The organism is Bacillus sp. JJ675 (assembly GCF_036963165.1).
In the GTDB taxonomy this organism is placed as follows: domain Bacteria; phylum Bacillota; class Bacilli; order Bacillales; family Bacillaceae; genus Bacillus; species Bacillus glycinifermentans.
Map to the genome: position 1 here is coordinate 1 of NZ_JBALMR010000104.1, position 19,664 is coordinate 19,664.

A 19,664-nucleotide genomic window follows, 5' to 3' on the forward strand; every position below is an offset into this window, starting at 1 on the left:
CTTTTCGGTAAGCAGGCGGACCAGGCGGTTCGCGCGGGCGTTGAGCTCCCGGTACGTCCAGCGGCGGCCGTTGAATACCGCAGCCCCGTGATCAGGCGTGCGGCTGACCTGTGCTTCGAACAGCTCGTGGATCGTTTTGTCTGACGGAACGTCAAGCGCCGTGTCGTTCCACGCTTCGACGATCCGGCGCTTTTCCGTTTCATCGATCAGGGAGAGTTCTGAAAGGCGGATATTCGGATTGTCAGCAACCGCTTCGAGCAGATTGAGCCAGTACTTACTCCAGCGACTGATCGTTTCATCTTTAAAAAGAGCTGTATTATACTCCATTTCAAACCGGACAATATCGTCTTCTTCAGCTGCGGCCAGCGTCAGATCAAACTTGGCCGTTTTGTGTTCAAACTCGTATGGACGAAGGGTGACGCCTTCCATTGACAATGCCCGCAAATCGGCATTTTGCATCGAGAATACGGCATCGAACAGTGGATTTCGGCTCATATCGCGCCGGACTTCCAATTTTTCAACCAGTTCTTCAAACGGATAATCCTGATGCTCATAGGCACCAAGCGAAGTTTCCTTGACTTCCTTTAAAAACGCGGCAAACGTTTTTTCTCCTTGCGGATGCGTCCTCATCGCAAGCGTATTGACAAACATCCCGATGATCTTGTCCAGATCACCGTGCGATCTTCCCGCTGCCGGAGAACCGACCACAATGTCTTTCTGTCCGCTGAGCTTCGACAAAAACGCGCTGTAGGAAGCGAGAAGAACCATATACAGAGTCGTTCCCGTTTCTTGAGCAAGCTTTCTCAAAGCCCGGACAAGCTTCTGATTGATCGTAAAGGCGATGCGGTCGCCTTCAAACGTTTGAACGGACGGACGCGGATAATCTGTCGGCAGCGCGAGAACCGGCAGTTCGCCGCCAAGCTCTCTCAGCCAATATTCTTCAAGCTTTTTGTCGCGTCCGGTCTGCAAAAATGCCCGCTGCCAAACGGTGTAATCCTTATACTGAATGCGAAGCGGTTCAAGCGTTTCCCCGGCATAGAGCCTTGTCAGTTCATCGATCAGCACGCTGACGGACGCGCCGTCTGAAATGATGTGGTGCATATCGACAAACAAAAGGTGTTTCTCTTCTGCAAGGCGGATGAGATTCATCCTGAACAGCGGCGCTTCGGCCAAATCAAACGGCCTGATGAATTCCTTGATCAGCTTTTCGGCTTCACGCTCCTCAGCGTTGATTACGTTAACCGTAAAGCCGGTATCCTTCCGTATCCGCTGTACAGGCTCTCCATCCTCGATGTGAAACGATGTTCTGAACGCTTCATGGCGCATGACGAGCATTCGTGCTGCCTCTTCCAGCCGTTTCAGATCAAGCTTTCCTTCAAGCCGAAGAACGGATGGCATGTTATAGCTTTTCTCGGCGCCCTCAAGCTGCTGAAGGACATAGATCCGTTTTTGAGCCGATGATACCGGATAAGCCTCCTGTTCTTTAGCGGGTTCAATACGGACGGAAGTGGTTTTCCCCGCCTGTTCCGCGGTTTTCGCCAGGCTTTCAACCGTCGGCGACTGGAACAGATCTTTCAGCCGCAGTTCGACATTCATCTCCTGCTGAATGCGGGCGATGAGAGCCATCCCGAGCAAGGAATGGCCGCCGAGTTCAAAGAAATTGTCGTGCACGCCGACTTTCGGAACGTTGAGCACCTCTTGCCAAAGCCCGGCAAGCTGCGCTTCTGCGCGATTTCTCGGCGCTGTATATTCCGTTTGCGCAATTTGCGCTGCATCAGGTTCAGGCAACGCCCTTCTGTCGACTTTTCCGTTGCCTGTCAGCGGAAGCTCCTCCAATTGCATAAACACCGACGGAATCATATAGCCCGGCAGACCAACGGCTGCGTGCTGGCGAAGCTCGCGGTTTGACAGCTCCCGGTCGGCAACGATATACGCGCAGATCATTTTGTCTCCCGCTGCCCCATTGACCGCCAAAACGGCGGCTTCCTGAATCGCATCATGCGACAGCAGATGATGCTCGATTTCGCCGAGCTCGATTCTCTGACCGCGGATTTTGACCTGATGGTCGATCCGGCCGATAAATTCGATGCTTCCGTCGGACAGCCATCTCGCCAGATCGCCTGTGCGATATATCTTTTGGCCCTTTTTAAACGGATGCGGAACGAATTTTTCCGCCGTCAGATCCGGCCGGTTAAAATAACCGCGGACAAGTCCGTCCCCTCCGACGCACAGTTCTCCGGCAACGCCTCTCGGCTGTATGTTTCCGAACGGGTCAAGAATCAAAACCTCCGTATTGCTGACAGGCTTTCCGATCGGAACGGTCTGCGCATTTTCAGGCACATCATTGACCGGATGATAAGTCGTGAAGACGGTGCTCTCAGACGGCCCGTACATATGAAGGAGCTTTCCTTTTCCGGCCGCCTTAAGCGCCCTTTTGACATGGTCGACCGACGCCCGTTCGCCGCCGAACAGCACCCTGCGCAGGTTCTTCATACAGCCGGGGCGCAAATCTGTCAGGAGATTGAACAAAGCGGTCGTAATCATTAAAACGGTGACGTTTTCTTTTTCGATTGCACCGGCGAGCCGCTCCATGTCAAGGATCGTCTCCTTGGAAACGATGACAAGCTTGGCGCCGTTTAAAAGCGACCCGAAGACATCAAACATAAAGGCATCAAACACATAATTTGAAATGGACAGTACGATATCGGTACCCATGATCTCCATATAGTTCGTATTTTTCACCGTACGCAAAATGTTCCGGTGGGTGACCATGTTTCCTTTCGGCATTCCCGTTGTGCCTGATGTGTACGTCAAGTTCGCCAGCGCTTCAGGAGAAACCGGTACGTTCAGGTTGCGCGCGTCTCCCCGGTAAAGATGTTCATCATCAAGGATGATGGTCCCGCCCGTAAATTCCGCTGCCTCGGCCAGCGGCTTCAGCGCCTTTTGCGTTAAAAGAACAGAGGCTCCGCTGTCATGGAAAAAGTGTTTGATCCGCTGCTCCGGATGATCCGGATCAATCGGAACATAAGCAGCTCCGGCTTTTAGCACCGCAAGAATGCCGACGACCATTTCGGCCGATCTGGCGGTAAGAACAGCGGCTGTCGTACCATTTTCCACCCCGTTGTCCCGCAGATGTCTTGCCAGTTGATTCGCTCTCTCGTTAAGCTCTCCATAAGTGAAGACAGTACCTTCAAATTGCAGCGCCGGACGGTCTTCCGCTTTTTCCGCCTGTTCTTCAAACTGTTGAATGATCGTTTTCTCTCTCGGATAATCGCTTGCGCCCGGATTGAATTCGACGAGCTGCCGATTCGTTTCTTCCTCTGTCAATAAGCCGTACTCCCCTATCTTCCGGGACGGGTCGGCCGTAATTTCCCGAAGCAGATGGAGATAGTGTTTCAGCATCCGTTCAGCCGTTCCTTTTCTAAACAGCTTTGTACTGTAATCCAAATCGATGACGATTCCTTCCCGCTCTTCTTTCGCCTGGAGCGTCAGATCAAATTTTGCGATCTTGACATTCGTCTCATGGATTGACAGACGCAAGTCGCCGATCAGCGGAATGTCATCCATTGCATTCTGCAAAATAAACATCGTGTCAAAGATCGGATGGCGGCTTAAATCGCGCGGGACATTCAGCTTTTCGGCAAGCCATTCAAACGGATAGTCCTGGTGTTCAAAGGCATCAAGCACCGTTTGACGCACATCGTCAAGCAATTCGGTAAACGTGTGCTGCCGGTCTACTTTCGAACGGATCGCCAGCGTATTGACAAACATTCCGACGATGCCTTCGAGGTCAGAGTGTCTGCGGCCCGCTGTCGGCGTCCCGACGATTACATCATCCTGTCCGGTGTATTTGGCAAGCAGTGCATTGTAAGCGGCAAGCATGACCATATACAATGTCGCACCGTTTTTCTCGGCCAGTCCGTTCAATTTATCCTTCACCGCTTTCGGCAGTACGGCTGACACCCTGTCTCCTTCAAAGCTTTGGACGGCCGGTCTCGGCTCATCCGTCAAAAGCTGCAATACAGGGAGTTCGCCGGAAAAGACGTTTTTCCAGTACTCCTCTTCCTTTTGAAAGCCGCCTTCCGCCTCATCCCTTTGCCAAGAAGCATAATCTTTATAATGGAGGCGCACATCCGGCAGCTGTTCGCCGTTATAGAACTTGGCAAGGTCATGCAGAATGATCGAGATGGACACACCGTCTGAAATCAGGTGATGCATATCAAACAAAAGCATGTGTCTTGTATCTTCAATACGGACGAGCCCGACTCTCATCAAAGGCGCTTTCTCAAGATCAAAGCGGCGGACGAATGATGTCAGCATCCGTTCTTCATCCATGCTTCCGCCCTCGATCATCTCAAGTTTGAACCGGACCTGTTGATGAATTTTCTGCCTCGGCTCCCCATTGACCGATAGAAATGAAGTGCGAAGCGCCTCATGCCTGTCGACAAGCTTTTGAAACGCTTCTTCAAGACGATGGAGGTCAAGCGTTCCTTCAAGCATGGCAGCGGCCGGCATATTGTAGCCGATTCCGGCATCCTCCAGCTCGCTCACGATATAGATCCGCTGCTGGGCCAATGACAAAGGATAATGTTCGCTTTCAGCCGCAGGCTTAATTTCGGCAAACCCTTTCCGCTCAGCTTCAGCAATATACTCACTAAGACCGGCTACAGTCGGTTTTGCAAACAGGACGTTGAGCGGAACTTCGACGCTGAACGCTTTATGGATTTTTGCCAGCATCGTCATCGCTTTCAGCGAATGTCCTCCCAATTCAAAAAACTGGTCATGAATACCGACTTGTCCAACGCCGAGCACATCCCGCCAAATATCAGCGATTTTTTGTTCGCGGTCGTTTCTCGGCGCGGTATATTCGGTTACGCCTGATACCGTCACTTCGTGGCGGAGCAGCGCTTTCCGGTCCACTTTGCCGCTTGGCGTCAGCGGCATGTCATGAAGCTCGACAAAATAAGAAGGCAGCATATAATCAGGCAGATGTTTGGACAAGTGCTCCCTTAATGCCGGCGCTGAAACCGCACCGCCTTTTTTCGGAACGACATATCCGCAAAGCTCATCACCGCCTGCGCTCGGGCGGGCGAGCACAACCGCTTGTTCGATATGTTCCATCCCTTGCAGAACCGACTCGATTTCCCCAAGCTCAATCCGGTATCCGCGAATTTTCACCTGATCATCTTTCCGACCGACAAATTCTACCGTGCCGTCGGGAAGCCATTTCACCGCATCGCCCGTTCGATACATGATGCCTCCCGGAACAAACGGATCAGCCGAAAATCTTTCCGCGGTCAGCTCCGGAAGTTTCAAATATCCGCGGCCGGCTCCGGCGCCTGCTATGTACAATTCGCCTTCGGCACCATCCGGCAAAAGCGCCCCGTTTTCATCCAAAATGTAAAAGCGGTTGTTGCCGATCGGCTTGCCAATTGGGACATAGGCGGTGTTATAACGGACGTGTCCGTCATTTGGAATCGTAAACGCCGAAGCATCGACACACGTTTCCGTCGGTCCGTAGACATTCGTGATGAGCGGCCTTGATTCGGCCGTTTTCGAAAACAATTGAAGCAGCTTATCGACCGTGCTCCACGACAGCGCTTCTCCGCCTGTGAGGATATGTTTCAGCTTGATTCCATGCAGATCATCCGCCGCAAGCAAAAGCTGCAAATGAGACGGTGTACAGTCTGTAATATCAATGTGATGGCGGCGGTAATAAGCGGCCAACGCGCGGCCGTCGGAAACGGTCTTTTTCGGAACGATGTACAATGACTTACCCAGTATAAGGGACGAGAAAATCTGCTGAACCGAAGCATCGAAATGGAACGGAGCCAAAAGCGCCATCTTCAAGTCATCCTCCTTCAACGTATCGACTGCCTGCTGAAGCCCCCTGACAAGGTGGTGAACCTGCCTGTGCTCAATCATGACCCCTTTCGGGCGGCCGGTTGTACCGGACGTATAAATGATGTATGCGAGATGCTCCGCCCCTGCCGAAGAAGGCAGATTCCCGGCCTCTTCCGTTTCGGCGACCGCTTCGGCAAACAGCAGCGTTTCAGCTGTCTCAGCGTGAAATTCGCCGTCGGTAATGACCACCTTGGCATTTGAATCCTTGAGCATAAAATGAATTCTTTCTTCCGGAAAACCGGGATCGATCGGCACATAAGCGCCCCCTGCTTTGAGGATGCCCAAAATGGCTGTCAGCGTCTGTTCAGACCGCTCCATCAACACGGCGGCCGGCGTATCCGGACCGATTCCCCTTTTGCGAAGCGCCTTTGCCAAGCGGTTTGCCTGCTCGTTTAACTCCCGGTATGAGAGGTGTCTCCCTTCATAGAACACCGCTGTTTTATCGGGAATCTCGGCCGCTTTTTGTTCAAACAAACCGTGCAGCGTCATCTCTTTTTCGTTTTTCAAAAGAGAAGCGGATGACCGCTGCAGAAGCATTTCTTTTTCTTCATTCGAAACCACGGCAAGGTCGTTGATTCGTTTATGCGGCGAAGTCAAAGCATCCTCCAATAACGTCATGAGCCGCTCGTACAAAGCGGACATTTCACGGCTGCTGAACAATTCGCTTCTGTAGTCAAAGTCGATCGCAAGCGTTCCCGTATCCCATCTTTCTTTCACATGAATGGAAATATCATTCATTTCGCTTCCGCTGAAAATCGGCTCGGTCAAAAACGAAACCGTTTCTTTTTGCTGCCATTGCATGACCTGATACTCAAGCGATACGGCGAACAGCCTGTTGATATTCGGCTCTCTTTCCCGCAGATCATTGATCAGCAGATTGTACGGATATTTTTGATGCCTGATGACTTTGAGCTGTTCTTTCATCCTTTCCTGCACAAATGCAGTAAAGTCCTGGTGCGCATCAATGTGCGCTTTCATCGGAATTGTCGAAACGAACATCCCAAGCATCCGCTTTTCTTTTGCATTTGTCCGGTTTCCCATAAAGGTGCCGAGCACAATATCGTTTTGGCCGGTTACCCTGTGCATATAAATGTGTAAGATTGACAGGAACAAGGAGAGTACGCTTATGTTGTTTTCTTTACAATACGTTTGAATTTTTTTATGCAGGGAAGGAGAAATCTCTTTCGAAAGTCGAACCGCCTCAAGACGGATTTGGTAAGAATCGCTTTGCTTCAGAGATACGGGTTCAGGAATCGATTCATATTGAGCGTTCCAATACGCCCTATCTTTTTCGAACCGTTTGGACCGTTCATATTCTAGTTCACTCTGAATGTGCTCCGTAAATGATGCCTGAACGGCTTCGAAGTCTTGTTCCCCTTTCTCCAGTTTCAAGTAGATGTCTGTGATGCGGTTTCCCAGGAGCGTCATAGAAATGCCGTCTGCAACGGCGTGATGAACTTTTGTAAAAAACCAGCTTTCTTCCGGACTGATGCGGACGACGGCAAACGTAAACAACCGGCTTTCATACAGCGGTATAGGCCGCTGCGCTTCAGCTTGTCCCCATCTCAAAACCTCGTCCACACCGCCGTATTCTTCAGCATCAATGTATTCGATATCAAAAGGTTCATATTCGGCTATATACTGCTTCGGTTCGCCTCCTTCAGCCAGCTTCAGCCTGAAGCGCATCGTTTCATTCGTGCGGACGAATTGCCGGATGGCTTCGGTCAATAAGCCTGGATCTATTCCCGATTCCGATTTCAGCTTTCCAAAGCCGCTTAAATTCGACACGCTTGTACCGGGATAAAACGTCTCTGTATACCAAATTCGTTTTTGAGCATGTGTCAGCGGGTAATACACCGTGTTGTCCATTTCTTATGTTCCTCCTTCATGCGTTTTATGTATCACGGCTTAATGGCACCGCAACCCACATTGCGGTGTGCCGGTGAGTGAAAAAAGCTTCCACAGATTCGCCATATCCATTAAAATGTTATATTTCCAATAAAATGAAATAGTCCCCCGAATAAAAAACGGGTGGACTCCCTGTTTATTCGGCAACCTGTCAACCGTAGCGCCGTCCGCGCCTTAGGCCATGGCTTTGCGTCCCTGCGTTTCCGCAGGTTTGCCTTTATCTGTTTTTACTGAAATAAATTCATTTTCTGCTCACAGTTCACTTTAAATGAAAATATTGTTTTTTTCACCGAAAAATAGGTGAAAAGATTCATGCGCGATACCGAAAACTAGGCGGATGGATTGATGCGCGATTCCGAAATTTCAAAAAAATAATGCGGTAAAACGAAAAAATATCGCTTAAAACCGCAATTTTCAATCAGGAAGTAAAGAGTTTATGAACATTCGATAGGTATTATGATGGTAATATATTTTAGGAAAATCTTATCTTAAAAAATCATTAAGCCGGATTACACTGCGTTTTAATGAACTTTACAAATTTACCGAAAATAAAATGATATTGATATATTTTTTCTGTCTGTCGTTTTTTTGAAGATAGACCGCAAAAACCGGTGCAAGCCTTGTGCTGATTCTCCGACAAGCAATCAGCCTTTTTCATTGCGGCATAAAAAGACCGGCCCGGCTCAGGGGCGCAGGGCTCAACATTTGAACCAGGGCGGCCGGGGTCTTTTGAACAGGTACTGCGGCTGTCCCTTTGTCACCGGGCACATGCCATTCTCTTCGAAACGCCTGTATCGCAGCGATGTTGTCCCGCTTGGCGGCTTCATTCTTTTTGACGCAAAAAAAAGCAAGCAGGCGGAAAAAACCTGCTTGCCATAAGAGCGGCAGTGCGCAACTTACATCGTCTTTGACAGCCCGATCGTCCGCTCGATGATGATGAGCGCGATCACAGAGACCGCAATGAAGATGACGGAAATCGCATTGACGCTCGGATCAAATGTCTGTTCAATATAGCTGAACGTCCTGACCGGAACGGATGTGACTGCCGGAGAAGAGACGAACAGACTGATAGAAATCTCTCCAAACGACGTCACGGCGGAAAATACGGCGCCTGCTACCATTCCCGGTTTGATCAGGGGCAGAGTCACCCTAAAAAAGGTTTGAACAGGACCTGCTCCGAGGTTCATTGACGCAAGCTCAAGCTTCGGATCTAAATTCGATACGCTGACGCCGACCGTCCGTACGACGTACGGGAGACTGATCAGCATATGCCCGATCACCAGCCCCGTCATGGTTCCGTTTATCCCCATCATCGTAAATAAATAAAGAAGAGCCACTCCCAGCACGATTTGGGGAATCATCAGCGGTGAGAGTATAAAAGATTGAATGGCGTTTTTCCCCGGAAACCGCAGCCTTGCCAAAGCATAGGATGCAGCGGTTCCAACGATGACCGTCATCGGCGTCACAATCACGAGCAAAATCCCGCTGACCCAAAGCGATTCCATCCATTCCGGACTGCTGAAAATCCCTTCAAACCAACGAAGCGAAAAATCCGTCGGCGGGAACGTCGGATACTCTGACGGACTGAATGCCGACAGAACAATCACGCATACAGGCAGCGTCAAAAAAAGATAAACGACAAGGCCGGCTGTCCACACGCATATATCAATCCACTTTCCTGAAGACTTGCGGCGGAATCTTTGACTAGCCATTCATTCTCGCCTCCCAGCGCTTGAGAATCATTCCGAGAAGGCCGACGATCAAACATACAGCGGCCAATAAAGTAAAGGACATGGCAGCAGCAAGCGGCAAATTAAACACTTGCAGCACCTGCTGGTAGATCGAGAGCGGCAGCAGGGGCTGCATTCGTCCTCCAACCAATAGAGGCGTAATATAGCTGCCGGCGGCAAGAGAAAACACGATGACCGCCCCGGTGATCATACCGGGAAGCGAGAGCGGCAGCGTAATGCAAAAAAATGTCCGCAGCCTTCCCGCGCCGAGACTCATTGAAGCATGCTTCACATTCGGACTGATATCGCTCAAAGAAGTCGCGATCGGCAAAACGGCAAACGGCAGCATCACCTGAACGTATGCAATGATGACCGCGTTCATATTCCACAACAGCGGGAGCGGCTTTTCGATCATATTCATGCTGATCAGCGTCTCATTGACAAGCCCGTTTTGCGAAAGAAGCACAATCCACGAAAACGTCCGGATGACGACGCTGGTCAACAGAGGCGAAACGAGCAAAATATAAAATAATGCACGCCATTTGCGGTTTGGCGCGTGAACGAGCAAATAAGCCGCCGGATACGCCATCAAAAGGCACAGGACGGTTGTTTTTAATGCCGTCCAAAGCGTAGTGCCGATCGTCTTCAGGTAGACGTCTGATGTAAACACCTCAATATATTGTGAAAAGCTGTACGTTTCCAGCGTATTCATCATCGCGTCGACGTCCCTGAAGCTTAAGATCAGCAAAAGAATAAACGGAAATACGAGAAACACACCGAGAAACAAAAGAGCCGGAAGCAGCAAAAACCAATGAAACCGCTTCTGATGGTCAGCCGCCATTTTCATCACCCTTTATTTCAAGAGGCACGAGGTCTTCCGGCTTCCACGAAATATTAACCCTGTCCCCCGGCTTCGGCAGCTCAGGAAACTGCGGATCCGGGGCCTCAATGACCAGCTCTCCCTTTGCAAAAGCCGCCTTCAGCCGAAGGGCGTTTCCGATATAGCTGACATCAGTCAGTATCACATGCTGCACATTCACCCGGGCTTCCGGCTTATCAAGGGAAACCGAAATCCGCTCGGGGCGCAGCATAAATAATACGGAGGAATAGGGCTTCTTTACAACACTCCGGCCGACCTCAAACAAAAGCGGAACACCTTCCCGCACTTCAAAGCCTGAAGCCCCATAACGATACCCGCCCGTCGGCTCCCCCGTATCCTCAGCCCGTGCTTCAATAAGATTGACCTGTCCGATGAATTCTGCGACAAACCGGTTGGCCGGTGTACGGTATACGTCAAGAGGGGTTCCAAGCTGCTGAAGTTTTCCATCGCCGAGAATCCCGACTCTGTCAGACAGGCTTAAAGCCTCCTCTTGATCGTGTGTCACCAGAATCGTTGTGATGCCGACGCGTTTTTGAATGCGTCGCAGTTCAAACTGCATGTCTTTTCGAAGCTTTGCATCCAGATTGCTTAACGGCTCATCAAGCAGCAAAACAGAAGGCTGAACCGCCAAAGCGCGGGCGATCGCCACCCGTTGGCGCTGACCTCCGCTAAGCTGGTGCGGCATCCGTTTTGCATACTGTTCGAGCCTCACCAAAGAAAGGCTTTCCATCACCCTCTCTTTAAGCCTCCGGCGCGGCACCTTTTGAACCTTTAAACCGTATGCGACATTTTCAAACACATTCAAATGCGGAAATAATGCATAATCTTGAAAAACCATTCCGCAGTTTCGATGATAAGGCGGCAAATCAGTTACGTCCTGTCCCCCTATAGAAATAAGTCCGGAGGTCGGTTTCAGAAATCCGGCTATAATATTAAGGAGAGTGGACTTTCCGCAGCCGCTCGGGCCAAGGAGAGAGAAAAACTCCCCTTCCCTGACTTCAAGCTGTACGTCTTGCAATGCGATGTTGTTCCCGAAATGCCGGCTGACATGCTGTATCTGAATCGCGCTCATGATTGTCACCTATTTCCCGCCAAGTACTTGATTCCAGCGATTTGTCCAATTGCTTAATTCCGCCGCTGCTGTTTCATAGTCGACCCATTTTAGATTTTTGTAATAATCTTCGCCGACTTTGACTTTGCCTTTCAGCTTGTCGCTGTATTTCACTTTTTTATTGGTCATGCCGTAAAATGTCCTGTCAGAAAAATCACTTTGGACATTCGGACTGATCAAATGGTTTAACAGCTTGTACGCATTCTCTTGATTAGGGCTCCCTTTCATCACAGCCCAGCTGGCAAGGGCTGCGACCGCACCTTCCTCAGGATAGGCAAATCCAAGGTCTAAACCGGAATCCTCAAGTGAAAAAGCCCGCCCGTCCCAAAACGGCACAACCCATGCATCGCCGCGCTCGAGAAGCGTCTGAATCGATCCCGGGTTATCGGGAAATGCCGTCACATTTTTCTTCAAATCCGCTAAACTGTTAAACGCTTTATCTACGTCTTTTTTATTGGATTCCAAGCCGCCTTGCGCATTAATTAACCCGGCAAAGAACTGAAGCCCGGCCGAATATGTCGGAGAAGAGATGGCGACATGCCCCCTGTAGCTGGAGTTCCAAAGATCCGTCCACCGCTTCGGCTCCTGGGGAACGAGATCTTTGCGGTAGGCGATCCCAAGCTGCCCCATGCTGAAGCCGGCTGCATACTGCTCGCCTCCTTCAGTGAATCGTTTTTGAACGGTGTGATACAAATCCTTTACATTTGGAACCTTCTTTTCATCGATCGGCTGCAACAGTCCTGCCGTTTGAGCTCTTTGAATCGTATCCGGCTGCAAAATCAAAAGGTCGTACGGCGGATTCTTCCCATTGGACGCTTTGACCTTTGTAAACCACTCAGAGTCCGTCCCAGAGACGACTTTAACTTTCAGACCGGTATCTTTTTCAAACGATTCGATGCTCGGCTTGATATGTTTTTCCCAATCGCCGCCATACACACCGATCACAACGGTATCGGACTTTTTGCCGCCCTGGCCGCCGCCCCCGCATGCCGAAAGAAGAAGCATACTGATAAGAGACAGAATAAACAAAGCAGATATTTTTCTTTTCATTGTTTCCTCTCCATTTTCGCATTATTTTTGCCTGGTCAGTTTCTCAAAGACGGCTCTGACAGCCTCTTTACTGATCGGGCCACAGTCTTCTTTTGAAACATAATCGTGCACGAGATGTTTAACATGCGATCTTTGATTTGCCGGAAGCTTTCGCAGCAATCTGGCGAGGGCGGAGCTGGCTTCTTCAGTCCAGCGGCGTTCATATTCCTCTCTCGCCTTCCCAAAGTCCCAAGGCTTTCTGGCTTTGGCGGCTTTTTCTTTTCTGATTTGATCCGTTTTTTCGCGATCAACGCTGAGGCTTCCGTCATCATGCCTCTCCAGCATGACGCCGTATTCTTGCAGAGCGGCTTCCTCGCTCAGCAGCTCTTCTTCAACTTCTTTCAGAACGAGGTCGGCATCCCTGCTGAACGGATCGCCCCATCCCCCGCCGCCGGGAGAATGAAGGCTGACGATGTCTCCTTGCTCCAGCTTCAAAACATCGATCTTCGGCATCGATTTTTCGTGCGGCAGATCCGGATGAAGACGGACACGTCCCAGCGCCCCCGCCCTTCCGCCGGCAAGGCCCCAAGGCTGAAAACGCAGGCGCTCCATTCCCCTTGCGGTAACAATCGACTCCGGCGCCGCCGCTTCAAAATCGAGACCGATCGCGTGGCCGCCGCGGTGCAGGCCCGCTCCGGCGGTGTCCTTGATAAGCTCATAACGGTGAACATAAATATCAATATGCTGTTCAAGGCTTTCGATCGGCGTGTTTTTTAAAAATCCGGATGCATGATCGATTCCGTCCGCACCGTCCATATCATGCTGTCCGCCTCCTCCGCCGCCCATCGGCTCGACCACCGCCATCTTCCTGCCGCCCGAAGATTCGTCGGGAACAGACAAAACGACGATCGCCGACTGTCCGGCGCCCGCTGCGGGAACGGCTTCAGGAAGCGCTTTGGCAAGCGCGCCAAGCACGGCATTATACAGCCTCATGGTGATCGAATGGCGTATGCCGACCGCCGCCGGATATTCCGGATGAACGAGCGTTCCTTTCGGCGCAATTACTTCAATCGGCCTCGTAAGCCCGCCGTTAACCGGAATAAACGGATCTTCACTGATGATAAAATTAATCAGACCTTGGAATAAAAATGAATGTTTTGATCCATTTGTAACGAGGTTAAAAGCCGTCTGTACCTGCGGATCGCAGTCCGAAAAATCAAGTGTGATCCTTCCGGCGGCGACTTTTGCCGAAACGGCAAGCCGTATCGGTACGTCAGAGATCATGTCATCATCAAGATAATCCGAAAAACTGTACGTTCCGTCCGGAATGCGGCCGATAACTTGAGCGGCTCTCATCGACGCCTGTTCGAGCAGGTCGTCCATTCCCTGCCGGACGGCTGCTTTTCCAAACTTCCCGATCATCGCCTTCAAGCGGCTTTCGCCTGTATTGACTGCCGCAATCATCGCATTGATGTCTCCTTCATTTAAATCTGGAACCCTGCTGTTGGCCCGGAGTATTCGCAATATTTCACGATTTTCCCGGCCCGCTTTGTAAACCTTCACAGGGGGTATTCTCAGCCCTTCCTGATGGATGTCCGTCGCCGTTGGCGAAATGCTGGCCGGCACCATTCCCCCCACATCGCTGCAATGGACGAAAGCCCATGCATAGCTGATGATCTCCCCGTCGATAAAAATCGGTTTAAAAACGTGAATATCAGGCAGGTGAGTCGCCAACCCGTCGGTTGAGTAAGGGTCGTTCGTGATGACGATGTCACCGGGTTCAAACGGGCCGCTTTCTTCAATTGTCAACTTTAGCGACAGCCCTAAAAAAATCGTCACGCCAACCGTCTTCGGATAAACGAAAAATTCTCCTTCAGGGGTTGCCAATGCGGTCGCAAAATCAGCAGATTCCTTCACAAACGTCGTAAACGAGGTCCGCTCGATGACATGGCCCATTCCAGAAGCGATAGCGTTAAAATAGCTTCTCATCATTTCCAGCCGTGCAGGATCTGTACGCATTACCGTCCGCTCTCCTTCCGTTCGATGATCAGGTTGCCCGCCTGATCTGCAGTGCCTTGCCAATTTGGCAGAATCAGCGTCGTTGTGTCATCCTGCTCAATAACGGCGGGGCCGTCGACCTTATGTCCGCACTGCAGGCTGCGGCGGTCAAAAACATCCGCCAGATGCGTTCTCCCTTTTATCACGATCGTTTTTCGGCCTGAAGCTTGCACATGCGAGCCGGCAGGCCGGCTGATTTTTTTCATCGGCGGCTTCGGCGTCCTTCCTATGATCCTGACGCGCATATTCATCAGTTCGATGCTTGTATTTTCGTCGCTGTGTCCGTATTGGCGGTCATGGAGCAAATGGAAGGATTCCGCGATTTCCCCGGCGCTGCTTGCTTCGAGCCATTCCGGCGAAACCGGCAGTTCGATCTCATATGCCTGTCCCTTATAACGGGCGTCTAGCAGGAACAAAAGAGAGGCGCCTGCGAGCGTCTTCACACGCTGTTCATCAAGCCATTTTTCGGCTTGCTTCGAAAGCTTTGCAAACTCCTCTTTTAATTCGGTCATCGTCACTTCTTCAAGCAGCACCTGTCTTGAAAAGACGGCATCATAGACAAAATCTGCGGTCAATGCCCCTAAGGCGGAAAGCGTTCCCGGACTCGGAGGAATCAGCACGTTCTTTGCCTGAATTTCCTCTGCGAGAAAATTCGCCGTCACAGGTCCTGCTCCCCCAAACGCCAGCAGGGTGAATTCCCGGGGATCAAACCCCCGCTGCTCCATCACGCTGCTTAATTCTGTGTACATATTGGCTACAGCCACCTGAATCATTTGGTCAGCAGCCCCGCGCACATCAGTGTCCAAATAATTTGCGATCGGCAGGAGCGCCTCTTCTGATTTTTCGCGGTAAAGCTTCATGTTTCCCGAAGCAAACCGGCCGGGATTCAAATAGTCGCAAACGAGAAATGCATCTGTAAGCGCGGCCTTTTTTCCCTTTCCATAGCAGGCCGGTCCCGGATCTGAGCCGACCGATTCCGGCCCGACCTTCAGGAGGCCCCCTTTATCAATCCAGGCAAAGGAACCGCCGCCCGCTCCAATCGAATACATCGCAACAGACGGGATGGTGACGGGAAAGCCCGAAATCTGGTTCGACTGCGTCAACGCCGCTTTTCCTTCTTCAACGATCGAAATATCGGCGCTTGTTCCTCCGACATCAAAGGTGATCACATTTCGCGTGCAAGCTGATTCCGCAGCACGGATCGCTCCGATGACCCCTGCGGCCGGCCCGGAAAACAGGGTTTTGACAGGCGCTTTTGCAGCCGTTTCAATGTCCATTAATCCGCCGTTCGACTGGGTGATAAATGGGGCCGCCGGAATTTCAGCCGAGGCGAGTCTCTCGTTCAGCGTGTCAAAGTAGTGTCGTACATTGGGCTTTATGTATAAATTTGCGACAGCCATAACCGTTCGCTCATACTCTCTCATTTGCGGCCACAATTCAGATGACGTGACCACTTCAAGCTCAGGAGCTTTCAGTTTGATTCGCTCAGCTGCCTGATGTTCGTGCAAAGGATTGCGGTAGCTGTGCAAAAATGATACAACGATGCCTTCCAAGCCTTCTGCCAAAGCTTTTTCGACCGCATGATCAACCTCTTCCAAATGGAGCGGAATTTTTTCTGATCCGTCGTGAAGCATTCTTTCTTTAATTGGAAATACGTATTTGCGGGGAATGAGCGGCTCCGGCATGCGCGACCTGAAATCGTACGGAATCGGAAGACGCAGGCGCTGAAGTGAGAGAATATCGCGAAATCCCTCGGTCACAAACAAAGCGATGCGCGCCCCTTTTCGCTGCAGCAGCGTATTCAAGCCTATCGTCATGCCATGGACAAAATAATGAATCTGTGAGGGATGAATCTTCTTCTCCTTTAAAAGGGCTAAACCATTTAGGATGCCCCTGGCCGGGTCGTCGGGGACTGTCGGCGTCTTGACCGCGGTCAGGCTCCCATCCTGGGGATTTAACAAAGAAAGATCGGTAAAAGTTCCTCCAATATCGATTCCAAGGCGGTATCCATCTTCATTCAAAGCCGTATCCTCCCTTTACTAGACAATTTTCGACAAAAATCCCTCAATTTCTAAAATATGTGACTATAATATTAATAAAGTGAAGGAAAGTAGTCAAATTCCTTTTTTTCATTTTTCCAAGTCTTTTTTCTTTTAAGATAGCATAAGAACCTAATTCTAATCGTGTTGTTCACAGTATTTCACATTTTTACCGAATGAAAAACTTCTTTCCCTGAGCGTCATTGGACTTCAAAATAACTAGGCATAACGACTTCCCGGGTCAAATATCAGGACAATAGAACCGAAAATAAGTAATCTAAAGGATTCATTTCCATAAAAATTCAGGATTTATTCACCATCTGCGTGATGCAAAGTGGTAAACTCATCACAAAAGGATTGAGAAAGGGCATGAAGCATGAAAGTCTATGAAGCAAATTCTCTATTAGCGGCTATGAAGAAGCGGCTGGAAGAGTACAAAAGTTTTAGAGAAGGACTTGTCAGCTTGAAACACGCTTTTCAAGGTGTTGCAGATTTGGATGACGAATTTCAAGGAAAAGGCGCGGACAACATCAAAGCGTTTTACAGCGGCCAAGCCGGGATCGTCGACGACTGGCTCGATCTGGTCGACATGCAGATCCAGTTTTTGAATGGCGTATCAGGTGCCATGGCGGATGCCAGGCTTTCCTCCGGGACATTTGTCGACATGGAATTTCTTGAGAACCAGCTCATTCTTGCCTGCACGAATTCCAAAACGATGGTGTCGGAACAGAAAAAAGAGCTTACAGGCATTTTAGAGAAAATCGATGATTTAATTACCTTGCATACCTTTTCGGCGTCTGAGTTCGAACAGCATATACACGCTGCTCACAAGGTGCTTACAGATACAATTCAAGCGGTCCATGATCTTGACCGGCTTCTCATGAAGGAATACGAAGCATCCGAGATCGCACAGCAGCTGATCAAAAAAGACCACGCCGCATTAATCGGCGCAACCGGCAAAGGAAAAAGCGCAGCACCCATCCTCTACAACCCAAAGGCTTATCAGGAAACGGAAGCCTATCGACTGAAAAAAGACATCCATAAACGGGCCGAAAACTATATCAAAATAAAAAAAGACGAGGCAAAGGCCCGGACGACGGCAAACATACATGAAGAGCCCGCTAATGGGACAACGGGATAAAACATTCATACGCTCCATATTACAGCTCCGCAGATCAGCGGAGTTTTTTTCTTGTTACCCTCTGTCAAACCGGGCCGTTATATCCGATATGTTAAATACACCGGAAATTCAGGGAGGATTGATATTTATGGAAAAACGGCTTAAGGTGAAATTGGGGACAAAAATCAATCTTCTCGTTCTCACCGTCATCCTTATATTCTCGGCTGTGCTGGGGATTTTTATCGTAGCGGATCTTTCGAAAAATCTGGAGAAGATGGCAACGGAAAAAGCCAGAAGCGATTTAAATCTCAGTTACCGTTATTTGAACGAAACGCTTCAAGGTGATTGGGAAATAAAAGGAGACAAGCTTTACTAAGGCGCAACCCTTATCAACGGCAATGAAGAGATCGTTGACAAAATCGGAAAAGACACCGAAGATACGGTCACCATCTTCCAAAACGATACACGCGTCTCTACAAATGTGATGAAAGACGGAAAACGGGCTGTCGGAACCCAAGTGTCGGCAGAGGTTGCAGACGTCGTTCTGAAAGAAGGAAAAAATTATTACGGAAAGGCTGAAGTCGCAGGAAAACTGTTTCAAACCGCTTATATGCCGATCAAGGACCGGGAGGGGCACATCATCGGCATCTTCTATACAGGAGCCAGCCAGGAGCTGATCACAAGCACTCTTCAATCCTTTTTGGGGATTTTCGCTATAGCCCTCGGCATTTCAGTCGCGATCTCCATTCTGCTTGTCATCCTGTTTACCAAAAGGATCAACAGACGGCTTAAAAAGCTGACGCACGCATTTGAACAGGCAGGCCAAGGCGATTTAACGTCCGAACTCGAAGACCTTTCAACCGACGAACTCGGTGATTTATCAAACCATTTTAATCAAATGAACACCAATTTAAATCATTTGATGAAGAACTTTTCACAATCATCGCACAAGGTGGCGGCAGCATCCGATCAGCTGACGTGTGGCGCTGAGGAAACGAGCAAGGCTTCAGAAAAAATCACGGAAGCCATTCAGCAAGTCGCAAGTTCGTCTGAAATGCAGACTTCCGGAATCCTCAGCAGCGAGCAGGCGATCGAGGAAGTGTCGGGAGACATTCAAAAAATTTCCGAAAACGCACGGGTGCTCTCGGAAAAAAGTCAATACGCGAAAGATAAGGCGCGGCAGGGAGGAAAGGACATTTCTGAAACGATGCAGCAAATCCACACGATGCATCAATCCGTCCATGAGAGCGGTGAAATTATTGAACTGCTGAACACCAGGTCAAATGAAATCGGCAGCATTTCCAACGCGATTACCCAAATCGCTGATCAAACCAACCTGCTCGCTTTAAATGCCTCAATCGAAGCAGCAAGAGCAGGGGAACACGGAAAAGGATTTGCAGTCGTGGCCGATGAAGTCCGAAAGCTTGCAGAAGAGTCCCAGCACTCGGCAAGCCAAATTTCCCATCTTATATCAGGAATTCAGTCGGAAATTGTGAGCACAACCGATTCGATACAAGGAGTAAAAGAGGAAGCGGTTAACGGCGTGAAAATGATCGAAAGAAACAAAAAGACATTTGAAGAGATTGTCGGCATAATGGAGGAGTTCAGCAGCAGAATCGATGAGCTGTCATCTTCCGCACAGCACATATCCGGAAACATCCAGGGCATTATGTCGTCGTTTGCCGATATTTCAAAAGAAGTCAGGGAAACCTCCGAACATTCCCGGCAAGTCGCAGGTCTTACGGAAGAACAATTTGCCGCGATGGAAGAGGTGACAGCCTCTGCAAACGAGCTTGCAAAATTGGCCGATGATCTGCACCGCCTTATCGGAGAAGTGAAGATGAAATAAACCGAAGCTGCCGGTCATGAAGTGACCCCCAAAAGT

The 19,664-nt window shown here is 50.0% G+C and carries 9 protein-coding genes, 1 pseudogene and 1 riboswitch; of the genes and pseudogenes, 3 read left to right on the forward strand and 7 right to left on the reverse strand.

Translation table 11 applies throughout. The annotated features are described in order from the left end of the window. From V7126_RS22495 to V7126_RS22525, 7 genes and pseudogenes are all read right to left on the reverse strand, one after another. Positions 1-7,773, reverse strand: a 7,773-nt coding sequence (locus tag V7126_RS22495; RefSeq protein ID WP_335499334.1) for an amino acid adenylation domain-containing protein, incomplete at its 3' end; no start/stop codon positions are given. Between the two features lie 178 nt (positions 7,774-7,951). Continuing rightward, positions 7,952-8,038, reverse strand: a riboswitch (cyclic di-GMP riboswitch). 670 nt (positions 8,039-8,708) lie between these two features. Next, positions 8,709-9,524, reverse strand: a complete 816-nt coding sequence (locus V7126_RS22500; protein ID WP_046132361.1) for an ABC transporter permease — start codon at positions 9,522-9,524, stop codon at positions 8,709-8,711. Continuing rightward, positions 9,517-10,383 carry an ABC transporter permease gene (locus V7126_RS22505; protein WP_082094158.1) on the reverse strand — a complete coding sequence of 289 codons (867 nt, stop codon included), beginning with the start codon at positions 10,381-10,383 and terminating at the stop codon, positions 9,517-9,519. The genes V7126_RS22500 and V7126_RS22505 overlap by 8 nt, the downstream gene beginning before the upstream one ends. Next, on the reverse strand, positions 10,373-11,494 hold the full coding sequence (locus V7126_RS22510) for an ABC transporter ATP-binding protein (RefSeq protein ID WP_335499343.1): 1,122 nt from the start codon (positions 11,492-11,494) through the stop codon (positions 10,373-10,375). The genes V7126_RS22505 and V7126_RS22510 overlap by 11 nt, the downstream gene beginning before the upstream one ends. 9 nt (positions 11,495-11,503) lie before the next feature. Next, entirely contained in the window at positions 11,504-12,583 is a 1,080-nt protein-coding gene (locus tag V7126_RS22515) for an ABC transporter substrate-binding protein (protein ID WP_046132363.1), read from the reverse strand. After that, positions 12,580-14,581, reverse strand: a pseudogene (locus tag V7126_RS22520) (hydantoinase B/oxoprolinase family protein). Before V7126_RS22520 ends, V7126_RS22515 begins: the two are co-directional and overlap by 4 nt. Continuing rightward, on the reverse strand, positions 14,581-16,641 hold the full coding sequence (locus V7126_RS22525; RefSeq protein WP_046132365.1) for a hydantoinase/oxoprolinase family protein: 2,061 nt from the start codon (positions 16,639-16,641) through the stop codon (positions 14,581-14,583). The pseudogene V7126_RS22520 and the gene V7126_RS22525 overlap by 1 nt, the downstream one beginning before the upstream one ends. A 394-nt stretch (positions 16,642-17,035) precedes the next feature. Between V7126_RS22525 and V7126_RS22530 the strand changes: the two genes are divergently transcribed. The 3 genes from V7126_RS22530 to V7126_RS22535 all read left to right on the forward strand — a co-directional run bounded on the left by V7126_RS22530 (position 17,036) and on the right by V7126_RS22535 (position 19,628). Continuing rightward, positions 17,036-17,800 (forward strand): LXG domain-containing protein, encoded by a 765-nt coding sequence (locus tag V7126_RS22530; protein WP_046132366.1) that lies wholly within the window; start codon positions 17,036-17,038, stop codon positions 17,798-17,800. Between the two features lie 127 nt (positions 17,801-17,927). Next, complete coding sequence (locus V7126_RS24165) at positions 17,928-18,155, forward strand: hypothetical protein (protein ID WP_396335471.1); 228 nt, start codon at positions 17,928-17,930, stop codon at positions 18,153-18,155. 12 nt (positions 18,156-18,167) lie between these two features. Continuing rightward, positions 18,168-19,628: a methyl-accepting chemotaxis protein gene (locus V7126_RS22535; protein ID WP_396335472.1), complete on the forward strand. Its 1,461-nt coding sequence runs from the start codon at positions 18,168-18,170 to the stop codon at positions 19,626-19,628. Positions 19,629-19,664: the final 36 nt, after the last annotated feature.

What these genes read in the sequence shown, in the direction of transcription:
- V7126_RS24165 (WP_396335471.1), top strand. Translation starts at nt 17,928, where the DNA reads ATGGAAAAACGGCTTAAGGTGAAATTGGGGACAAAAATCAATCTTCTC.
- V7126_RS22515 (WP_046132363.1), bottom strand. Translation starts at nt 12,583, where the DNA reads ATGAAAAGAAAAATATCTGCTTTGTTTATTCTGTCTCTTATCAGTATG.
- V7126_RS22505 (WP_082094158.1), bottom strand. Translation starts at nt 10,383, where the DNA reads ATGGCGGCTGACCATCAGAAGCGGTTTCATTGGTTTTTGCTGCTTCCG.
- V7126_RS22510 (WP_335499343.1), bottom strand. Translation starts at nt 11,494, where the DNA reads ATGAGCGCGATTCAGATACAGCATGTCAGCCGGCATTTCGGGAACAAC.
- V7126_RS22500 (WP_046132361.1), bottom strand. Translation starts at nt 9,524, where the DNA reads ATGGCTAGTCAAAGATTCCGCCGCAAGTCTTCAGGAAAGTGGATTGAT.
- V7126_RS22530 (WP_046132366.1), top strand. Translation starts at nt 17,036, where the DNA reads ATGAAAGTCTATGAAGCAAATTCTCTATTAGCGGCTATGAAGAAGCGG.